14 protein-coding genes and 2 pseudogenes are annotated in these 15,378 nt (G+C 68.9%); 12 read left to right on the top strand and 4 right to left on the bottom strand.

All coding sequences use genetic code 11. From position 1 onward, the window contains the following. Window positions 1-62 precede the first annotated feature (62 nt). Both ACGFY9_RS12380 and ACGFY9_RS12375 read left to right on the top strand, forming a co-directional pair. A complete protein-coding gene (locus tag ACGFY9_RS12380; protein ID WP_393753669.1) occupies window positions 63-575 on the top strand; it encodes a nuclear transport factor 2 family protein in 513 nt (170 codons plus the stop codon). Between the two features lie 298 nt (window positions 576-873). Then, on the top strand, window positions 874-2,031 hold the full coding sequence (locus ACGFY9_RS12375) for an L-dopachrome tautomerase-related protein (protein ID WP_393753668.1): 1,158 nt from the start codon (window positions 874-876) through the stop codon (window positions 2,029-2,031). Between the two features lie 153 nt (window positions 2,032-2,184). Here the strand turns inward: ACGFY9_RS12375 and ACGFY9_RS12370 are convergent, their stop codons facing one another. Further along, window positions 2,185-2,820, bottom strand: a complete 636-nt coding sequence (locus tag ACGFY9_RS12370) for a TetR/AcrR family transcriptional regulator (RefSeq protein ID WP_393753667.1) — start codon at window positions 2,818-2,820, stop codon at window positions 2,185-2,187. A 168-nt stretch (window positions 2,821-2,988) separates the two neighbouring features. Between ACGFY9_RS12370 and ACGFY9_RS12365 the strand changes: the two genes are divergently transcribed. Then, window positions 2,989-5,166 (top strand): MMPL family transporter, encoded by a 2,178-nt coding sequence (locus tag ACGFY9_RS12365; RefSeq protein ID WP_393753666.1) that lies wholly within the window; start codon window positions 2,989-2,991, stop codon window positions 5,164-5,166. A 91-nt stretch (window positions 5,167-5,257) separates the two neighbouring features. Here the strand turns inward: ACGFY9_RS12365 and ACGFY9_RS12360 are convergent, their stop codons facing one another. Further along, entirely contained in the window at window positions 5,258-5,968 is a 711-nt protein-coding gene (locus ACGFY9_RS12360) for a MerR family transcriptional regulator (protein WP_393753665.1), read from the bottom strand. Window positions 5,969-6,242: 274 nt separating this feature from the next. On the opposite strand from ACGFY9_RS12360, the gene ACGFY9_RS12355 reads away from it, so the two are divergent. The 6 genes from ACGFY9_RS12355 to ACGFY9_RS12330 all read left to right on the top strand — a co-directional run bounded on the left by ACGFY9_RS12355 (window position 6,243) and on the right by ACGFY9_RS12330 (window position 12,169). Continuing rightward, the gene (locus tag ACGFY9_RS12355; RefSeq protein ID WP_393753664.1) at window positions 6,243-6,857 is read left to right on the top strand and encodes a DUF6230 family protein; all 615 of its coding nucleotides are present in this window, start codon (window positions 6,243-6,245) and stop codon (window positions 6,855-6,857) included. A gap of 118 nt (window positions 6,858-6,975) precedes the next feature. Continuing rightward, window positions 6,976-7,467: a DUF6114 domain-containing protein gene (locus ACGFY9_RS12350; protein WP_393753663.1), complete on the top strand. Its 492-nt coding sequence runs from the start codon at window positions 6,976-6,978 to the stop codon at window positions 7,465-7,467. A gap of 784 nt (window positions 7,468-8,251) precedes the next feature. Then, a complete protein-coding gene (locus tag ACGFY9_RS12345; RefSeq protein ID WP_393753662.1) occupies window positions 8,252-8,695 on the top strand; it encodes a hypothetical protein in 444 nt (147 codons plus the stop codon). A 164-nt stretch (window positions 8,696-8,859) separates the two neighbouring features. Then, window positions 8,860-9,528, top strand: a complete 669-nt coding sequence (gene lipB, locus ACGFY9_RS12340) for a lipoyl(octanoyl) transferase LipB (protein WP_393753661.1) — start codon at window positions 8,860-8,862, stop codon at window positions 9,526-9,528. 539 nt (window positions 9,529-10,067) lie between these two features. Next, the gene (locus tag ACGFY9_RS12335; protein WP_393753660.1) at window positions 10,068-11,366 is read left to right on the top strand and encodes an SNG1 family protein; all 1,299 of its coding nucleotides are present in this window, start codon (window positions 10,068-10,070) and stop codon (window positions 11,364-11,366) included. Between the two features lie 233 nt (window positions 11,367-11,599). After that, complete coding sequence (locus ACGFY9_RS12330) at window positions 11,600-12,169, top strand: TetR/AcrR family transcriptional regulator (RefSeq protein ID WP_393753659.1); 570 nt, start codon at window positions 11,600-11,602, stop codon at window positions 12,167-12,169. An 88-nt stretch (window positions 12,170-12,257) separates the two neighbouring features. Here ACGFY9_RS12330 and ACGFY9_RS12325 read toward each other — a convergent pair whose 3' ends face one another. Further along, complete coding sequence (locus tag ACGFY9_RS12325; RefSeq protein WP_393753658.1) at window positions 12,258-12,671, bottom strand: TetR/AcrR family transcriptional regulator; 414 nt, start codon at window positions 12,669-12,671, stop codon at window positions 12,258-12,260. Between the two features lie 403 nt (window positions 12,672-13,074). Here ACGFY9_RS12325 and ACGFY9_RS12320 point away from each other — a divergent pair, with 403 nt between their 5' ends. Both ACGFY9_RS12320 and ACGFY9_RS12315 read left to right on the top strand, forming a co-directional pair. Continuing rightward, window positions 13,075-13,776: an SDR family oxidoreductase gene (locus ACGFY9_RS12320; RefSeq protein WP_393753657.1), complete on the top strand. Its 702-nt coding sequence runs from the start codon at window positions 13,075-13,077 to the stop codon at window positions 13,774-13,776. Beyond that, a complete protein-coding gene (locus tag ACGFY9_RS12315; RefSeq protein ID WP_393753656.1) occupies window positions 13,773-14,189 on the top strand; it encodes a hypothetical protein in 417 nt (138 codons plus the stop codon). The genes ACGFY9_RS12320 and ACGFY9_RS12315 overlap by 4 nt, the downstream gene beginning before the upstream one ends. 314 nt (window positions 14,190-14,503) lie before the next feature. On the opposite strand, the pseudogene ACGFY9_RS12310 reads toward ACGFY9_RS12315, so the two are convergent. Beyond that, window positions 14,504-14,848: pseudogene (locus tag ACGFY9_RS12310) on the bottom strand (IS1380 family transposase); the annotation flags it as partial. On the opposite strand from ACGFY9_RS12310, the pseudogene ACGFY9_RS12305 reads away from it, so the two are divergent. Further along, window positions 14,838-15,146 (top strand): annotated as a pseudogene (locus ACGFY9_RS12305) (two-component sensor histidine kinase); the annotation flags it as partial. The pseudogenes ACGFY9_RS12310 and ACGFY9_RS12305 sit on opposite strands and share 11 nt — an antisense overlap. Window positions 15,147-15,378 lie beyond the last annotated feature (232 nt).

Here is a 15,378-nt window from a genome sequence, read left to right as displayed (position 1 = left end):
CACCACCCGCAAACCCCGTCCACCCACAAGCTCGTTCGCGCCGTTGACACCGGGAGAGACCCATGTCCGAGACGCTGCACTCCGCCGCCGCAACCGTGGCGAGCTGGCGCTCCGCCGAGGAACGCGGTGACGTCGACGCAGCGGTCGCGTGTCTGAGCCGGGACGTCGTGCTCAGCTCGCCGCTCAGCGACCAGTTCCGCTTCGAGGGATCCGACCAGCTGCGCGACTTCCTGACCGTGGCGTTCGCGGCGGTCAAGGACGTCCGCTACCACACCCAGACCGGCGAGGGTGACGCGTACGCCCTGGTCTACCGGGCGCGGGTGGGTTCCCAGTCGTTCGAGGAGGTGCAGTTGCTGCGGCTCGACGACCAAGCACGCATCACGGAGATCACGCTCTTCGGGCGTCCGATGCCGGCCCTCACCGCCCTGATGCACCTCATGGGTCCGGCGCTCGCTCGCCAGCAGGGCCGCCGGGGCCTTGCGACGCTCATGAGCGTCAGCACCGTACCCATTCACGCGATGGTCTCCTCGGGGGACCGCAGCATGGTCGCGAAGACCCGCCCGGCAGCCCGGTAGACCTGAGAGCCCCAGGTCCACCGGCCGTTTGATCCCATTCCCCTTCCAGGAGTTGGCGGCAGCCGCCGGCGATGTCCCCGGCGGACAGTTCCAGGTCGCAGGAACGCACGAGGTGTCTGCCGTCCAGGTGGGCTCCGGCTTCGCCCTGACCCCGCGGGCGCAGCCGACTCCCGAGAGCGGCTGCTGGAGGCACCGCCCCTCACCGGCCGCAGCAACGTCCGGCCAAACCCCCACGCGCCGAGGTGATGCGGCAACTCGCCGCGCCTTCCAGCAACTTGACCCAGTAGGAGACGCTCCCATGAAGCGACGTACGTTCCTTACGGCGACCAGCGCGTCGCTGGCCGCCACCCAACTCGCCGGACCCGCCTACGCTTCCGCCTCCCCCTCCGGTTCAACAGCTGGTCACTACGAGGTCGTTGCCCGCTTCTGGGGCGCGATGCCGACCGGTGTCACCGTCTCGCGCCGCGGTCGCATCTTCGTCAACTTTCCCCGCTGGGGCGACGACGTCCCGTTCACCGTCGCCGAACTGCGCGGCGGGAAGCCGGTTGCCTACCCCGACGCCGAGGTGAACCGTCAGGACGCCTCCGACCTGGCCGGACACTTCCAGTCGGTGCAGAGCGTCGTCGTCAACGGGGCCGACAGGCTGTGGATCCTCGACACCGGAAGCCCGCTGTTCGCCGGGTCCTCCTACGGCGGTCCCAAGCTCGTGGCGGTCGACCTGCGCACCGACCGGATCGTACGGACAATCCTCTTCCCGCCCGAGGTGGTGCCGGCGAACAGCTACCCCAACGACGTGCGCTTCGACCTGCGGCGCGGCGCCGAGGGCACGGCCTTCATCACCGACTCGGGCGGCTCCAACGGCATCATCGTGGCCGACCTCGCCACGGGCCGCTCCTGGCGGCGACTGACCGGGCACCCCTCGGCACTCCCGGACAAGCAGTTCCTTCCGGTCATCGACGGCCAGCCCTTCATGGTCCGCCCCGCGGGCGGCGAGCCCACCTTCTACGAGACCGGCTCCGACGGCATCGCCCTCAGCGCCGACGGCACGCGCCTCTACTACTGCCCACTCTCCAGCCGCCGACTGCACAGCGTGTCCACCGACGCCCTCGCCGACCCGGACGCCACGGACGCCGAGGTGGCGGAGACGGTCGAGGACCTCGGGTTCAAGCCGATGGCCGACGGACTGGAGAGCGACGACAAGGGGCGGCTCTACGGCGGCGACCTGGAACACAACGCGATCTGGCGGAGAAGCCCGAACGGCACCTACCGGACCCTCGCCCAGGGGAGCGACCTGAACTGGATCGACACCCTGTCCATCGCCTCGGACCGGCATCTGTACGCCACCGCCAACCAACTGGACCGGCTGGCGCCCTTCCACGAGGGCCAGGACCTGCGCCGCAAGCCCTATCTCCTGGTCCGCCTGCCCATCGACGCCGGACCGGTCAGGCTCGTGTGACCTCTCCGGCCCGCATCGGGCGGGGGCGGCCGCCTGGGCGGGGGAGCAGTGTGCAGGCCATGGTGTCCGTACAACTCGACAGTCTCCGGACAACTCCGCGCCCTCAAAGCGCTGAACCGTACGTTGAAGCCCGGAGCCGTACCGGCTCCGGGCTCACGGCGCGTCCGCGAACGCCTGAACCTTCCCCTCGCTGACTCGCCACCCCGCCACCAATGCCCCCAAGGCCCGCTCGTAGCAGTCGGCGACCGCGAGCCCGGGCGGCTCGTTCCCCGACAGCACCAGGGACACCAGGCCATGGGCCGTTCCCCAGACCGACAGTGCGATGACCTCCGGGTCGGACTCCGCACTGAACTGCCCTGCCCGCTGTCCGCGCCGGACGGCGTCGACGAGGGGCCGGTAGGTCTCGACGACCTCACGCGGCGACTCCGACTCCGACTCGGACGGGCACTGGACGCTGCGGTCGGCGAAGAGGATCGCGTAGAGATGCGGGTTGGCGATGGCGTATTCGCGATAGACGAGCCCGAGCCGGATCACGTCTCCGGCCGGGTCGTCCGTCGGACGGATGGCTGCCAGGCGTGCGACGAAGAGCCGCGCGGCCTCCTCGTACAGACTCCTGAGCAGCCCCGCCTTGTTGCCGAACAGTGAGTAGACCGCCGTGGTCGAGGTCTTCACGTCCGCGGCGAGCTGCCGCAGGCTCAGCGCGGCGGTGCCGCGGTCGAAGACCGTGGCGGCCGCGCGGTGCAGGAGCCGGAGCCGGAGTGCTTCGTCATGTGTCTTGAGCCTGGCCATGGCGCCATCGTATTGCAACGCCGTTACGAATGCAGAGGCACTCGACCATCCCCCCAATGAGAGGTGCGCAACAGCATTGCATCGAGCAATAAAAACGCTGTTACGGTTCGTCTGGCGCCGACCTTGGGACGGTCCTGTCCGGCGCTGGCTGACGATCTAGGAGAAGTCATGTTTGAGGGGTTCGGGCGGCTGCTGTACCGCAGGCGAAAGCCGGTGCTGATACTGACCATGCTGTTCGCCGTCCTGTCCGGGGCCTACGGTGCCGGAGTCTTCGGCTCCCTGACACCGCTCGGCTTCCAGGACCCCGGCTCGGACAGCGTGCGCGCGGCCCACATCGCCGAGAAGGCGTTCCCGCAGCGGACACCCGACGCGGTGATCGTCTACCGCGACAAGGACCGCACCGTCGACGACCCGTCCTTCCAGCGGGCGGTCGTCAAGCAACTGAAGTCCCTGCCGAAGTCGGAGGTGACCGGCTACCTGGACTTCTGGACGACCAGGATGCCGGCGCAGGTCAGCCACGACCGGCACGCCACCTACGTCGCGCTGAACCTGCACGGCAGCAGCGAGAAGGCCAAGGAGGACGCGTACAAGGCGGTCAAGGACAAGATCCCGGCACCCGGCCTTCAGACGCTGCAGGGCGGCACGGTGCCCACCGGCCACCAGGCGAGTGAGAAGATCGAACATGACCTGAGAACCGCGGAAATCATCTCGGCCCCCGTGCTCTTCCTGCTCCTGCTGGTCGTCTTCGGCGGTCTGACCGCGGCCTTCCTCCCGCTGCTCGTCGGCGTGCTCTCCATCCTCGGTTCGATGGCCGTCCTGCGGACCATCGCGAACATCACCGACGTGTCCGTGTTCGCCATGAGCCTGGTCACGATCCTGGGTCTCGCTGTCGCCATCGACTACGGCCTGCTGATCGTGAGCCGCTACCGCGAGGAACTGGCGGCCGGCTACACCGGCGAAACGGCGATCGGGCGCACCCTCGCCACGGCCGGGCGCACCGTGATGGTCTCCGGCACCACGGTCGCGGCGGCGCTGGCCGGACTGACCCTCTTCCCGTCGACGTTCCTGAGATCCATGTCGTACGGCGGCGTGGCAGCGGTCCTGCTGGCGGTGCTCTTCTCACTGGTCGCGCTGCCCGCGCTGCTCGCCGTGATGGGGCCTAAGGTCAATGCCTTCCCGCTGCGCCGCAAGAAGTCAGGGCGGCCGACGGCGGCGGGCGAGGGTGCCTGGTACAGGTTCGGGCACGGCCTGATGCGGCGGCGGTGGGTCGTGGTGGTGGGCGCGGTGGGCCTGCTGCTGACGCTCGCCCTGCCGTTCTCCAAGATCGAGTTCGGTTCCATCAACGCGCAGCAGCTGCCGAGCAGTTCCGAGGGCCGCCAGGTCTTCAACGCCATGGAGCACGACTTCGACGGCGACGCGGTGAAGTCCATCGACTCGCTGCTCGTGCTGAAGTCCGACGGGACCTCGAAGGAGCAGGGCGCGGCGCTGAAGGCGTACGCCGAGCGGCTCGGCGCCACCGAGGGCGCCACGAGCGCCCGGATCAGCGGCGTGGAGGGCACCACGGCCCGGGTGTCGGTCACCTATGACGGCAATCCCATTTCCTCCCACGCGCGAGACCTGGTGAACCGGCTCAAGGACGTCCCCGAACCGCCGGGCGCCCGGGCGTACTTCGGCGGCGAGTCGGCGGCGTACGACGACACTCTGGACGCGCTCGGCGAGACCCTGCCGTGGATGCTGCTCTACATCGCGGTGATGACGTACATCCTGCTGTTCCTCGCGTTCGGCTCGGTGCTGCTGCCGTTGAAGGCGATCGCGATGAACATGCTGTCGCTGTCCGCGACCTTCGGTGTCCTGGTCCGGATCTTCCAGGACGGCCATCTGCACAATCTGCTCGGCTTCGATCCGACGGGCAACATCGAGCCCAACATGCCGATCATGCTGTTCGCGCTGATCTTCGGGCTCTCCATGGACTACGAGGTGTTCCTGGTGTCCCGGATGCGGGAGCAGTACGACAAGCAGGGCGACAGCACGGAAGCCGTGGCGACGGGGCTGCGGTCCATCGGCCGCCTGGTCGTGAGCGCGGCGGTGCTGATGTGCGTGCCGCTCGCGGCGATCGGGATGAGCGATGTGCTGACCATCAAGCTGTTCGGCGTCGGCATGGTGTTCGCGGTCCTGGTGGACGTGCTGGTGGTGCGCATCCTGCTGGGAACGGCCGTCATGAGACTGCTGGGCAGGGCGGCCTGGTGGGCTCCGGGCCCGCTCGCCCGCTTCTACGACCGGTTCGGCATCAAGGAGACCGACGTGCCTGAGGACACCGACGAGCGGGTCCCCGTCCCGACGGGCTGAACCCTCCCGAGAGGCCGAGGTGCCTTCACCCGGGGCACTTCGGCCTCGTTGCCGTCGCGAACGGGGGTGTCGGCGGTGCACTGCCGGCTGCTCACTCCTCCGGCTGCTCGCTCCGCTCGCATGCACGGCGGTCATGGCGACGGTGGTTCGCGTCCTCCTGGGCCAGGCGCCGTAGCAGCCGGACGACCGGCTCGAACAGCACGGTGAGGACCACCGCCCGCTCGGCGAGGGCGATGCGGTCCTCGATCCCCTCGAACTGCGCGAAGTCCAAATCGGCGGTGGAGGTGGCGAGTTGTGCGTAGGGGACGAGGTCGTCGACCGTGTAGTCGGTGCCGAGGCGGCTCAGCGCGGCGAGACTTTCGGCGAGTGCGGGGCGGTGCGGTGACGCGTCGGAGATCCGCCAGCCCATGTTCTCGATGAGAGCCTCGACCCTCGCGGCGGCTCCGCCCGGTACAGCCTCGTCGGCGGTGCTCTCCGCTCCGGGGCTGCCCTCGTTGTCAGCGCCGCTCTTCCCGTTCGTCTCCGCGGTGGGCACGGGGAGTGCGTGGTGGACGACGCCCAGGGTCTCGAACCCGTCCAGTGGACGGTCCACCGCATCGAGCACCTCACGGGTACGGGCGACGGACAGCCCGCCGAGCTGGATGAGCGAACGGATCAGACGGAGCCGCTGGATGTGCTCCTCGCCGTACTCGACCGCCGTCGCGTTCAGTGCGCGTCCCTCGGGAAGCAGCCCTTCCCGCCGGTAGTACTTGATGGTCGCCATCGGCACCCCGGACCGGCGGCTGAGCTCTGAAATCCTCATGCGCTCCCTCACGCTCAACTGTCCCACCAGTATCGCGTTACCGGGGGTTGCCCCGACGGGATCGATAGTGCCACTATCGGGTACTCGGTAGTAGCACTATCGAGTGCTTCTTCGGTGTGCCCACTTCCTCCGTGCGTGTGGACGACACGCGCCCGCGGAAGCCACCTGCACCGGCACGGCCACACCCAGCCGCAGTTCCCTCCCCACCCCGGGCCCGGGGCAGTCAGTTCTGGGTCCGGTCGTCCCGTACGCATCGACAACGGAGACCAACACCATGTCCCAGCGAATCGGCAAGACCCACTGGAAGCGTTTCGCCATCGGCGCGGTGCCGACCGTGGCCGCCACGGCTGCCGTCGCCGTTTCCATGGCCCAGGGCGCCCTGGCCGCTTCGTTCAGCATCTCCGGTTCCGCCTTCCAGGTCTCGGCCGGCAAGTTGAGCGGTACCGGATTCGCCAACTACGCCACGGTGGACGTCGCCAAGAACGGCAAGCATGTGCCCGTCTCCGTCTCGTCCATCAAGAACGCGACGGTCACCGACATGTGCCAGTCCGTCCCGGTGGACATCCCCGTCCTCGGGACCTACACGATGTCGCTCAGGGCCGGCGGGTCGGGTACGCCGGTCAAGGCCAAGGACCTGTACATCGACATGACCGACCTCCAGGCCAAGAAGGGCACCTTCAAGAACGTCGACATCGGCGTCGCCACCGGTTCCATGACCAAGGGTCAGGTCAACCCGAAGGACCACGTCGATCCCGACGGCTACGCCCAGGAGGCGGACGCGGTCGAGATCATCGATGCCCACCAGACGGTCTGGGCCACGACTGCGGGAACGTTCGAACTGGCGGGCCTGCACATGAACATCGCCGCCGGCCGCCACGACTGCTTCTGACCCCGCTCCCGCCCCCTCGCCTCCCGCGCGCGAAAGCGACCGGCGACTGCCCAGGGGGCGGCAGCGTTCCACCGTCCTCGCGGACACCCTCACCCACTCACGACTTGGGAGCTGCCACATGACGAGTGCCGGTGCACCCGCGCACCCCCACAGTGACAGCGGCTTCACCCGCGCTCGCCGGGGCTTCCGGGCCTGGCGGCGCACCCGCCCCTTCTGGGCGGGCCTGCTGGTGCTCCTTGCCGCTGCGCCCATCATCTACTTCCCGTACTTCAACCTTTCCCTGGGCGCCCTGTCCGTGGCGATGTCCACCACCGCGGGGGCCGGATCCCTGGTCATCGGTCTGACCCTGATCGTCCTCGGCGGACTCCTCTGGTTCCAGCCGATCATCAGGTTCTTCGCGGGCTGCGTCGCGGTGTTCCTCGGCGTGCTGTCCCTTCCCATCTCCAACTTCGGCGGCTTCTTCTTCGGCACGCTGCTCGCGGCGACGGGCGGCCTCCTGGCGCTGGCATGGGGCCCGGTGGACGGGGACGGGCATCCGGAGGACATACCCGACGGCACTGAAGAGCCGTCAGCCGCAGTCGTCCGGGCGGGAGGACAGGGGAGTGAGTGACCAGTCGCCCGACACCCAGGGCGAGACCGCAGAACCCCGCTTCGCCCGGCCGCCGAGAGGTCGGCACGCCATCCCGCGTACGTCCGCACTGACCCGCTTGCGTCTGCCGGTCGGGAGGGCTCTCGCGCTCACCGCGCTGCCGACCGCCCTCATCCTGGGAAGTCAACGCCTGCCCCAGTCCGCGGACACGAGCGCCACCGCGGCGCTCACCGTTTCCGAAGAGGGGTCGGGCGCGCCTGGAACCAGCGGTGTCGACTGCGCCCGTCCCGACGCCACCTCACCCTCTGCGACCAACGCTCCCGCACACCCCACCCCGTCCGCTGATCCCCGCACGGCCGGCGCTCACCCGGGCGCGGAGCCCGTCAAGCCGCCGTCGCACGCGGACGACGACGGAGCGGGCCCGGCCCCGGCACCGACCGCCCCTCCCACCCCCTCGCCCAGCGCAACCTCCGCCACAACGAGCCTCGCGGACATCCTCGATCCGCTCTTCCACGACGATGCCGAGCAGCAAAACCCGTCACCCGATGCGAGCCCCTCACCCCACGGGAGTCCCTCACTCCACGCGAGCCCTTCACCAAGCTCGGCACCTTCGAGGCCAGAGCCCGGAGCACCGCCCGAGCCACGGCTGTCCACCCCGCCTGTGTCACCTGCTCCCCGCCACCGGGCCGTCGAGCCGTCGCCCCGACCGGAGTCCACCGGGGGGACCTCCCGAACCTGCGACATCAGTGATCTCAAGGCCCCGGAGGAACATGAGGCCGGCCGATTCGCCGCCGAGGCATGGAACATGAAGGGGAGCCGCCTCGAACTGCACGACCTCGTCTTCGGCGGCGTGGTGACCGTGGACACGGCCGCCGGGCCCAAGCGGGTGCTCAAGTTCTCCGCGGGGAGCGTCACGATCCGTGACCTGAAGATGGCCGTACCCGTCGGCCCGCAGATCCAGCACATCGACGGGGCGCCCGGCTCGACGTCCACACTGCGAGGCGACGGCATCACCATGTACGTCGAAAGCCTGACGGGCACCCTTTCCGGAGTCGAAGGCGTTCCCGTACCGCCCGTCCTCTGCCTGCACCTCACCCCGGACACCATTCCGGAGTGGCTCTACGACACGGTCGGGAAGCTCGACCTCAAGCTCCAACTCGGCCTGCACGACGCCGACATCGACCAGGCCGGACAGACGGGCGGAAAACTCGCCATCCCGGGGATCCACGGGTACGGAACGCCACGCTGAAGTCGGCACCAGGCGGCTGTGGTCGGTCGCGGTCTTGGGTGACGACACCTGACCTGACGGCACGCCGAACCCCCACGATGCACGGTTTGTTCATCGGCGACACCACACCAGAAGTTCGAAGGCGCAGTCCGAGGCGACGTCGCCTCGAAGACACGGGAGAGGCAATGGAACCAGGGGAGATGGAGCGCGTCGATCTGGGTGAGGTGCCGTACGAGGTGGCGCAGGCCGACATGGCCGGTTGGGTGGCCGAGCGGAAGCAGGGGCTTACTGGGGATCGGCTGTTTCTGCTCACCCACCCGCCCGTGATCACCTACACGGCGCGGACACCGGCCGACCAACTGCCGGAACCGGCTTCGCCGATCAGCCTGGTCGAAGTCGACCGGGGAGGTCACGCCACGTATCACGGGCCAGGGCAGCTGATCGGGTATCTCGTGCTGAACGTACGCGAGCTAGGACCGCGCGGCTTGATACGGCGGATCGAACACGCCCTGATCCGTGCGCTGGGATCACTCGGATTCGAGGCGATACGCCGGGACACACCCCGAGGCGCCGAGAGCCTGGTCGGCGTGTGGAACCCCGGCCACCGCAAAATCGCCTCCATCGGCATGCGCATCAGCGGCGACATCACCAGCCACGGATTCGCGCTCAACATAGACCCGGACCTCGACGCCTACACCACGTTCACGGCCTGCGCCCTGCCCGGTGTCCGGATGACCTCGTTGGCTCAACTCGCCGCCGAACTCGGCCGGTCCACGCCCACGGAGGCGCAGGTGAGGGATGCGGTAGCCGACGCCGTAACAGCCGAGCTGGCGCGAACGCGCACACCTTCCTGAGCCGGGGCAGGCGCTTGCGCGGTGGCCGCCGCTCGGTTTCCAGTCCCCGCCTCCCGGTAGATCAACTGCTGCTGCTTGTCGGTGAGTTGCCTGAGTATCGGCTTCATCCGGGCCGAGACAGGTCGAGGCCGTCATCTGGAGCCGGCAGGTCACCGGGAGCCGGTAACGGCGACTGCTGGGCGGTGCGGCCCCGATGGCCGTCTTCGACGCGACCGTCCTGGTGGGTTTGCGCGACCCGAAGCGAGCCGCTCCACCTGCGGCTCGAAGGCACCCGATGACAGGGGTGGCGTCGTGGCACGCGGCTTCCTGGCGCTGCTGGGACAGGGACAGCGCCGCGACTTGGAATTTGTAAACCGATCGGTTTACGATGAGCCTGAAACCGACCGGTTTCTTCAGTCGGAGTCCCGGCGGGGTCTGCATTCCCTGTTCCGCGCCGACGGCCGTGTGTGCCGAGATCGAACGTTCTGAGGGTCGCCGGACCGCAAGAAGCTGTCCCCCCTCTCCGGATATGAGCGTGTTGTCCGAGACCGGAGTAAGTCATGAGTGGGATTCACCCGTTCCGCGTCCTGCGTGCCAAACCCCTGTGGATCGCCAATGGCGTCATCACGGGCGTTCTCGCGCTGCTGTTCACCGTGTTCTACGTCGGGGCCAACATCGATCCCGTCGATCACATGAAGAATCTGCCCGTCGGTCTGGTCAACGCCGACAAGGGGGCCGCTGTCGGTGGCAAGCAGGTCAACCTCGGGGCTGGGATCACCGAGTCGATCAAGAAGTCCACCGCGAGCGGGGACAAGATCGACTGGAAGGTGATGGACGAGAAGGAGATGAAGAAGGAACTCGGCAAGGGCAAGCTGTACGGCGCGCTCGTCGTCCCCGCCGACTTCACCTCCGCCACCACCGCACTCACCAGCGCCGCGACCGCCGGGGACCCGACTCGTCCGACGCTGACGGTGCTGACCAACCAGTCCGCCGGCAGCGTGGGCTCCAGCCTGGCCCGGACGGCGACGACGCAAGCGGCCGAAGGAGCCTCGCTCCAGGTGGGCAAGGAACTCACGTCCCAGATCGGGACCGGGCAGGCGAAGCTGCCCGCCGCGGCACGCGTTCTGCTGGCCGACCCGGCCGCCGTCACCGTCGAGGACGGCCATCCCCTCGACTCGCACAGCGGCCTGGGCCTGACAGCGTTCTACTACGCGCTCGTCCTCGTGGTCTGCGGCATGCTCTCCGCCAACGTCATCAGCGGCCAGGTGGACCACGCCCTCGGCTACACCCACAACGACATGGGCCCGCTGCGCCTGCACCGCCCCCTGATCCGGGCCACCCGGGCACAGACCCTCGCCATTGCCGCCACCCTCATGGCCGGGCTGTCCCTGCTGATGGGGAGCCTGGTCATGGCGGGCGCGGTCGGCCTCATGGGAATGCACGCCGCCCATCTGCCACTGCTGTGGCTCTACTCGGTGTGCGCCATCGCGGTCTCGGGGATCGGTGCGCTGACCCTGCTCGCCGTCTTCGGCACGCCCGGCATGCTGGTGGTCACGCTGGTCTTCATCGGGATGGCGGTGCCGACGGCCAACGCCACCACACCGCTTCAGGCGCTGCCCGGCTTCTACCGGTTCCTGGCGGAGTTCGAACCGCTGCGGCAGATCACCGGCGGCATCCGCTCGATCCTCTACTACGACGCCCAGGCCGACGCCGGCCTGACCCGGGGCTGGGTCATGATGGCCGTCGGCCTCGCGGCAGCCGCCCTCTTCGGCTTCGGCGTGACGGGCTGGTACGACCGCAAGGGGCTGCACCGCATCCCCGCCGGGACGGAGCCCGAGAAGACCGCTGCCCCGGCGTAGCGGAAGGCGGCTCACCCAGGACGGGGCCATTACTCGGAGTGGCCCCGGTGCGCGGCGCCCCCGTGGGAACGAGAGGCGCGTGCACCATCAGGGCTCGGCGACGGTCTTTCCCCCGAGATCGTCGCCGAGCCTCTGAGTGGCCTTCAGGCGGCCGTGCGGCGGCGGGCGTCTTCCCGACACTCCACGGAAACCGATCGGTTTCTTTTTCGTACGATTCGAGTTAACCTCGCGGTATGACCACCAAAGTGAAGCAAAGCCCCCGGGAGCGACTGCTGGAGGCGGCGGCCACGCTCACCTACCGCGACGGTGTCGGCATCGGCGTCGAGGCGCTGTGCAAGGCGGCAGGGGTGTCGAAGCGCTCCATGTACCAGCTGTTCGAGAGCAAGGACGAACTGCTGGCGGCGAGCTTGAAGGAGCGTGCCGCCGCCTTCGCGGCGAGTCTCCTGCCCCCGGCGGACGACGGCCGTTCCCCCCGCGAGCGGATCCTGTACGTCTTCGGGCGGGTCGAGTCGCAGGCGGGTACGCCCGACTTCCAGGGCTGCCGGTACCTGGCTGTGCAGATCGAGCTCAAGGACCAGACCCACCCCGCGAGTCAGGTGGCCCACCAGATCAAAGCGAACCTGACGGCCTTCTTCCGTTCCGAGGCCGAACAGGGTGGGGCGAGCGACCCCGACCTGCTGGCCCGGCAGCTCATCCTGGTCTTCGACGGTGCCAGCGCCCGCGCGGGAATCCGGGCCGACAACCTGACCGGGCTCGTCGCACCCACCGTGATCACCCTGCTCGACGCGGCAGACATGCGCTGAAGCGCCCCCGGGTTCGACCGGGCTCGGCGACCGAAGCTCTCTTTCGGGTTGATGCCAGTCTCCGGCAGCCGGAGCGGCGCCCACGGCCTCACGCCCTTGCCTCCCGGTGATCGGAGGAAAGCCCGATCGCCGTAAGCGTGTTGCCGAGCATGCCGCAGGCAAGGAAGCTCGTGGTCTCGTGGACGTCGGCACCCAGCGACAGGTGCACGGTTTCCCACAGTCGCATCCAGCCGGCCCGGATGAGCTCGCCCGTCTGGTCGCCGCCCTCCGCCCCGTCGGCCGCCCGCTCGAAAGCCAGGCGGGTGTCTTCCATGCTCCGCGCCAACGCGGCGGCGAAGATCGCCTTCTTGCCCGGGAAGAGCCGGAAGAGGTACGGCTGCGTGACGCCGACACGCTGGGCGATCGCCTCGGTGGAGGTCCCGTAGTAGCCCTTGAGAGCGAACTCGGCGATCGCTGCGCGGACGACGCTTTCGTGTCTCTCTTGCGCACTGACCCTGGCCATGCCGCCATTGTGGCAGGCGCCGGTCGGTCTGCGTCAGCGGGCAAGGCGCCTGACCGGGCGCAGGGTCGGCAGGGCCTTTGGTCGCCGGCCCCGGGCCGGCCGGGGGCCGGCGACGCCGAGCCGTACGGCACGCCACTCCTCAGGTCACTCCGCCGAACTCCGCCTGAGGTCCAGCAAGGCCACGTCGATCACTGTCGGCGGGCTCGCGGCTTCACCGGCCTACGACGGGCGAGCACGGGCTTCGCCGATGGACACGAGGCCAACTCCTAAAGCCTGAGCTCCGCCCGACTCCACCTTGCCCCGGCATGCCGACGTGATCCGGTGCTCAACCCGACTTGCGTGACGAAACCGATCGGTTTACGGTGGTGGAAACCGATCGGTTTTTATCTTCGTGGAGGCAGTCATGACAGCAATCAAGGGCGCCAACGTCCTCGTCACCGGAGGCAGCCGTGGGATCGGCAAGATGCTGGTCGAGGAGCTCTATGCCCGCGGAGCCGGGAAGGTCTACGCCACGGCCCGTGACCCGCGCACGGTGACCCACCCCAATGCCGTTCCGCTGGCGCTCGAAGCCACCGACCCGGCATCCGTGGCCGCCGCAGCCGAGCAGGCCCAGGACGTCACCATCCTGATCAACAACGCTGGCGCCTCCGTCCGCGCTTCGTACCTCAACTCCCCGATGGAGGACGTACGCCGGGATCTGGAGACCAACTTCTACGGGCCGCTGCTGGTCACCCGGGCCTTCGTGCCGATCATCGAGCGCAACGGCGGGGGCCACATCCTCAACGCCCACTCGGTCCTGTCCTGGCTGGCCGACGGCACGCCCTACGGCGCCTCCAAGGCCGCCCTGTGGTCGCAGACCAACTCCCTGCGCCTGGAGCTGCAGCCGCGCGGCATCGCGGTGACCGGGCTCCACATGGCCTACGTGGACACCGACATGACCTCGGGCGTCGACGCGCCCAAGGCCGACCCCCGCGACATCGCCGTGGCCGCGCTCGACGGCATCGAGGCGGGAGCCCACGAGGTGCTCGCCGACGACACCACCCGCTGGGTCAAGTCCCAGCTGTCCTCCGACCTGGAAGCCATGTACGCCCAGCTGAAGAAGTGACACCACCCGCCTTCGGTGACCATCGGCTCGCGCCCATCGCGGGGTACGACGTGGCGGAACTCTGCGTGCGGATCCTGACCGACCCGGCGCCGCATATCTCGAAGTCCTACGACCTCAACGGCCCTGAGCTGAAGGACATGCACGGGTTCGCACAGGACTACGCTGCCGTGCTGGGGCGCGAGGTCGTCTACGTTGCCGAGGACGTCGAAACCTGGAACGAGACCTACGTCGACACCGCCCTCGCGGCGCTCCCGCACACCGCGGAGCACCTGACGACCCTGACCCGGCTGATGGGCGGCGGCGGATACTGCGGAGGCACCGACCAGCTGCAAAGCCTGCTCGGACGCCCGCCGAAGACCGTGCGGTGGGCACTGAAGCACCACCCGCGCATCCAGAAGCTGGCGGCCGCCTGAGCTGCTGAGAGGTCCAGAGAAGAAGCGGGTTTTCCACTCCGCCGTTTCCCGCGTTTCCCGCTGGAGAAGACGGCGACTGCGCGCTGCGCGGTGCAGAGCGACACCGTGGCACCGACTGCGATGAACTGTGATCACAAGCGAGAGGTGACTGCCGGCCTGGGCTTTCATGACGGCTCGTCAGCGCAACTGACGGGCCGTTTCAGCGTGTTGGGTTGATGGTGGGCAGTGTGAGGGTCCGGCTGCCGCGTCGGGTGGGCGCCGGGTTCCACGACTCCGGCGGGGTGGTGCTGTTCGCAGGGAAGGGAGCGTGCTGGTCAGCCGGGGTTAGGCAGAGCTTCGAGCCGGGCCATGGCCCCGGTGGCGAACAGCCGCAGGTGGAGTCGGCGGGGTTCCCACAGGCAGGGCTTACCGGTCAGGGCGAGCATCGGCGTCCGGGCGAGCGGGTCCAGGGCGATCTGGTCGATCTCCAGCCAGATCTCGTTCCAGATCTCGTTCCGCGCCATGTCATGGAGCGGGAGGTTGCGCGGGCCGGTGGTGCGGGCGGCGCGGATACGGTCTTCGGCGCGGGCGCGCTGGCGGTGACGCGGTTCCAGCGCGGGGGTCGGAATGTTCCTGGTGTTGGTGGCGAAGCAGGTCACGCGCATCCCGTCGGTGTCCGTGGTCGCCGCGGTCGCGGTGACGGCGATGCTCGCGGGCGCACCGCCGTGGCGCAGGCGATGTTCATGTCCTCACACGATCTGAGGGTCGTCCACCACTGTCGTCGCCATGGCAGCCGTGGTCTTCCCGGCCACGGCCCTGCTGCTCGGTCGCTGGGTCGTCGCCCGCAGTCGTGAACACGCCCTTGCTGCCCGTGTCTTCGGCGACGGAGGCGACTTCTTCGCCCCGGGCCGTCCGGCCACCGCCGAACTGGCGGACCTGAGCCGGGAGTTGGCCGCGACTGGCGCCAAGCCCGCCGAACTCACCGGCGGTGTCCGGGAGAGACGGCCAGATGGGCTGCAATTGATCGTCTGCACTCGTCCTGTTCCCATCGCCCGATTCGGGGTAACCGCTGTCGGCCGGATCTTCCAGAGCGCCGTCGGCAACTACATCGACGCCGCTGCCTATGGCATCACCTGGGGGCGTGCGAGGGCGGCCACTCTCACGTGAGTCGGCCCGGAAATACCCGGACCAACTGGTCAGCGGTGGGATG

Source organism: Streptomyces sp. NPDC048504, assembly GCF_043200035.1.
GTDB lineage: Bacteria > Actinomycetota > Actinomycetes > Streptomycetales > Streptomycetaceae > Streptomyces.
This window is presented reverse-complemented; position numbering and strand designations above follow the sequence as displayed.

What these genes read in the sequence shown, in the direction of transcription:
- ACGFY9_RS12320 (WP_393753657.1), top strand. Translation starts at nt 13,075, where the DNA reads ATGACAGCAATCAAGGGCGCCAACGTCCTCGTCACCGGAGGCAGCCGT.
- ACGFY9_RS12345 (WP_393753662.1), top strand. Translation starts at nt 8,252, where the DNA reads ATGAAGGGGAGCCGCCTCGAACTGCACGACCTCGTCTTCGGCGGCGTG.
- ACGFY9_RS12360 (WP_393753665.1), bottom strand. Translation starts at nt 5,968, where the DNA reads ATGAGGATTTCAGAGCTCAGCCGCCGGTCCGGGGTGCCGATGGCGACC.
- ACGFY9_RS12370 (WP_393753667.1), bottom strand. Translation starts at nt 2,820, where the DNA reads ATGGCCAGGCTCAAGACACATGACGAAGCACTCCGGCTCCGGCTCCTG.
- ACGFY9_RS12365 (WP_393753666.1), top strand. Translation starts at nt 2,989, where the DNA reads ATGTTTGAGGGGTTCGGGCGGCTGCTGTACCGCAGGCGAAAGCCGGTG.
- ACGFY9_RS12350 (WP_393753663.1), top strand. Translation starts at nt 6,976, where the DNA reads ATGACGAGTGCCGGTGCACCCGCGCACCCCCACAGTGACAGCGGCTTC.
- ACGFY9_RS12330 (WP_393753659.1), top strand. Translation starts at nt 11,600, where the DNA reads ATGACCACCAAAGTGAAGCAAAGCCCCCGGGAGCGACTGCTGGAGGCG.
- ACGFY9_RS12335 (WP_393753660.1), top strand. Translation starts at nt 10,068, where the DNA reads ATGAGTGGGATTCACCCGTTCCGCGTCCTGCGTGCCAAACCCCTGTGG.
- ACGFY9_RS12325 (WP_393753658.1), bottom strand. Translation starts at nt 12,671, where the DNA reads ATGGCCAGGGTCAGTGCGCAAGAGAGACACGAAAGCGTCGTCCGCGCA.
- lipB (WP_393753661.1), top strand. Translation starts at nt 8,860, where the DNA reads ATGGAACCAGGGGAGATGGAGCGCGTCGATCTGGGTGAGGTGCCGTAC.
- ACGFY9_RS12355 (WP_393753664.1), top strand. Translation starts at nt 6,243, where the DNA reads ATGTCCCAGCGAATCGGCAAGACCCACTGGAAGCGTTTCGCCATCGGC.
- ACGFY9_RS12380 (WP_393753669.1), top strand. Translation starts at nt 63, where the DNA reads ATGTCCGAGACGCTGCACTCCGCCGCCGCAACCGTGGCGAGCTGGCGC.
- ACGFY9_RS12375 (WP_393753668.1), top strand. Translation starts at nt 874, where the DNA reads ATGAAGCGACGTACGTTCCTTACGGCGACCAGCGCGTCGCTGGCCGCC.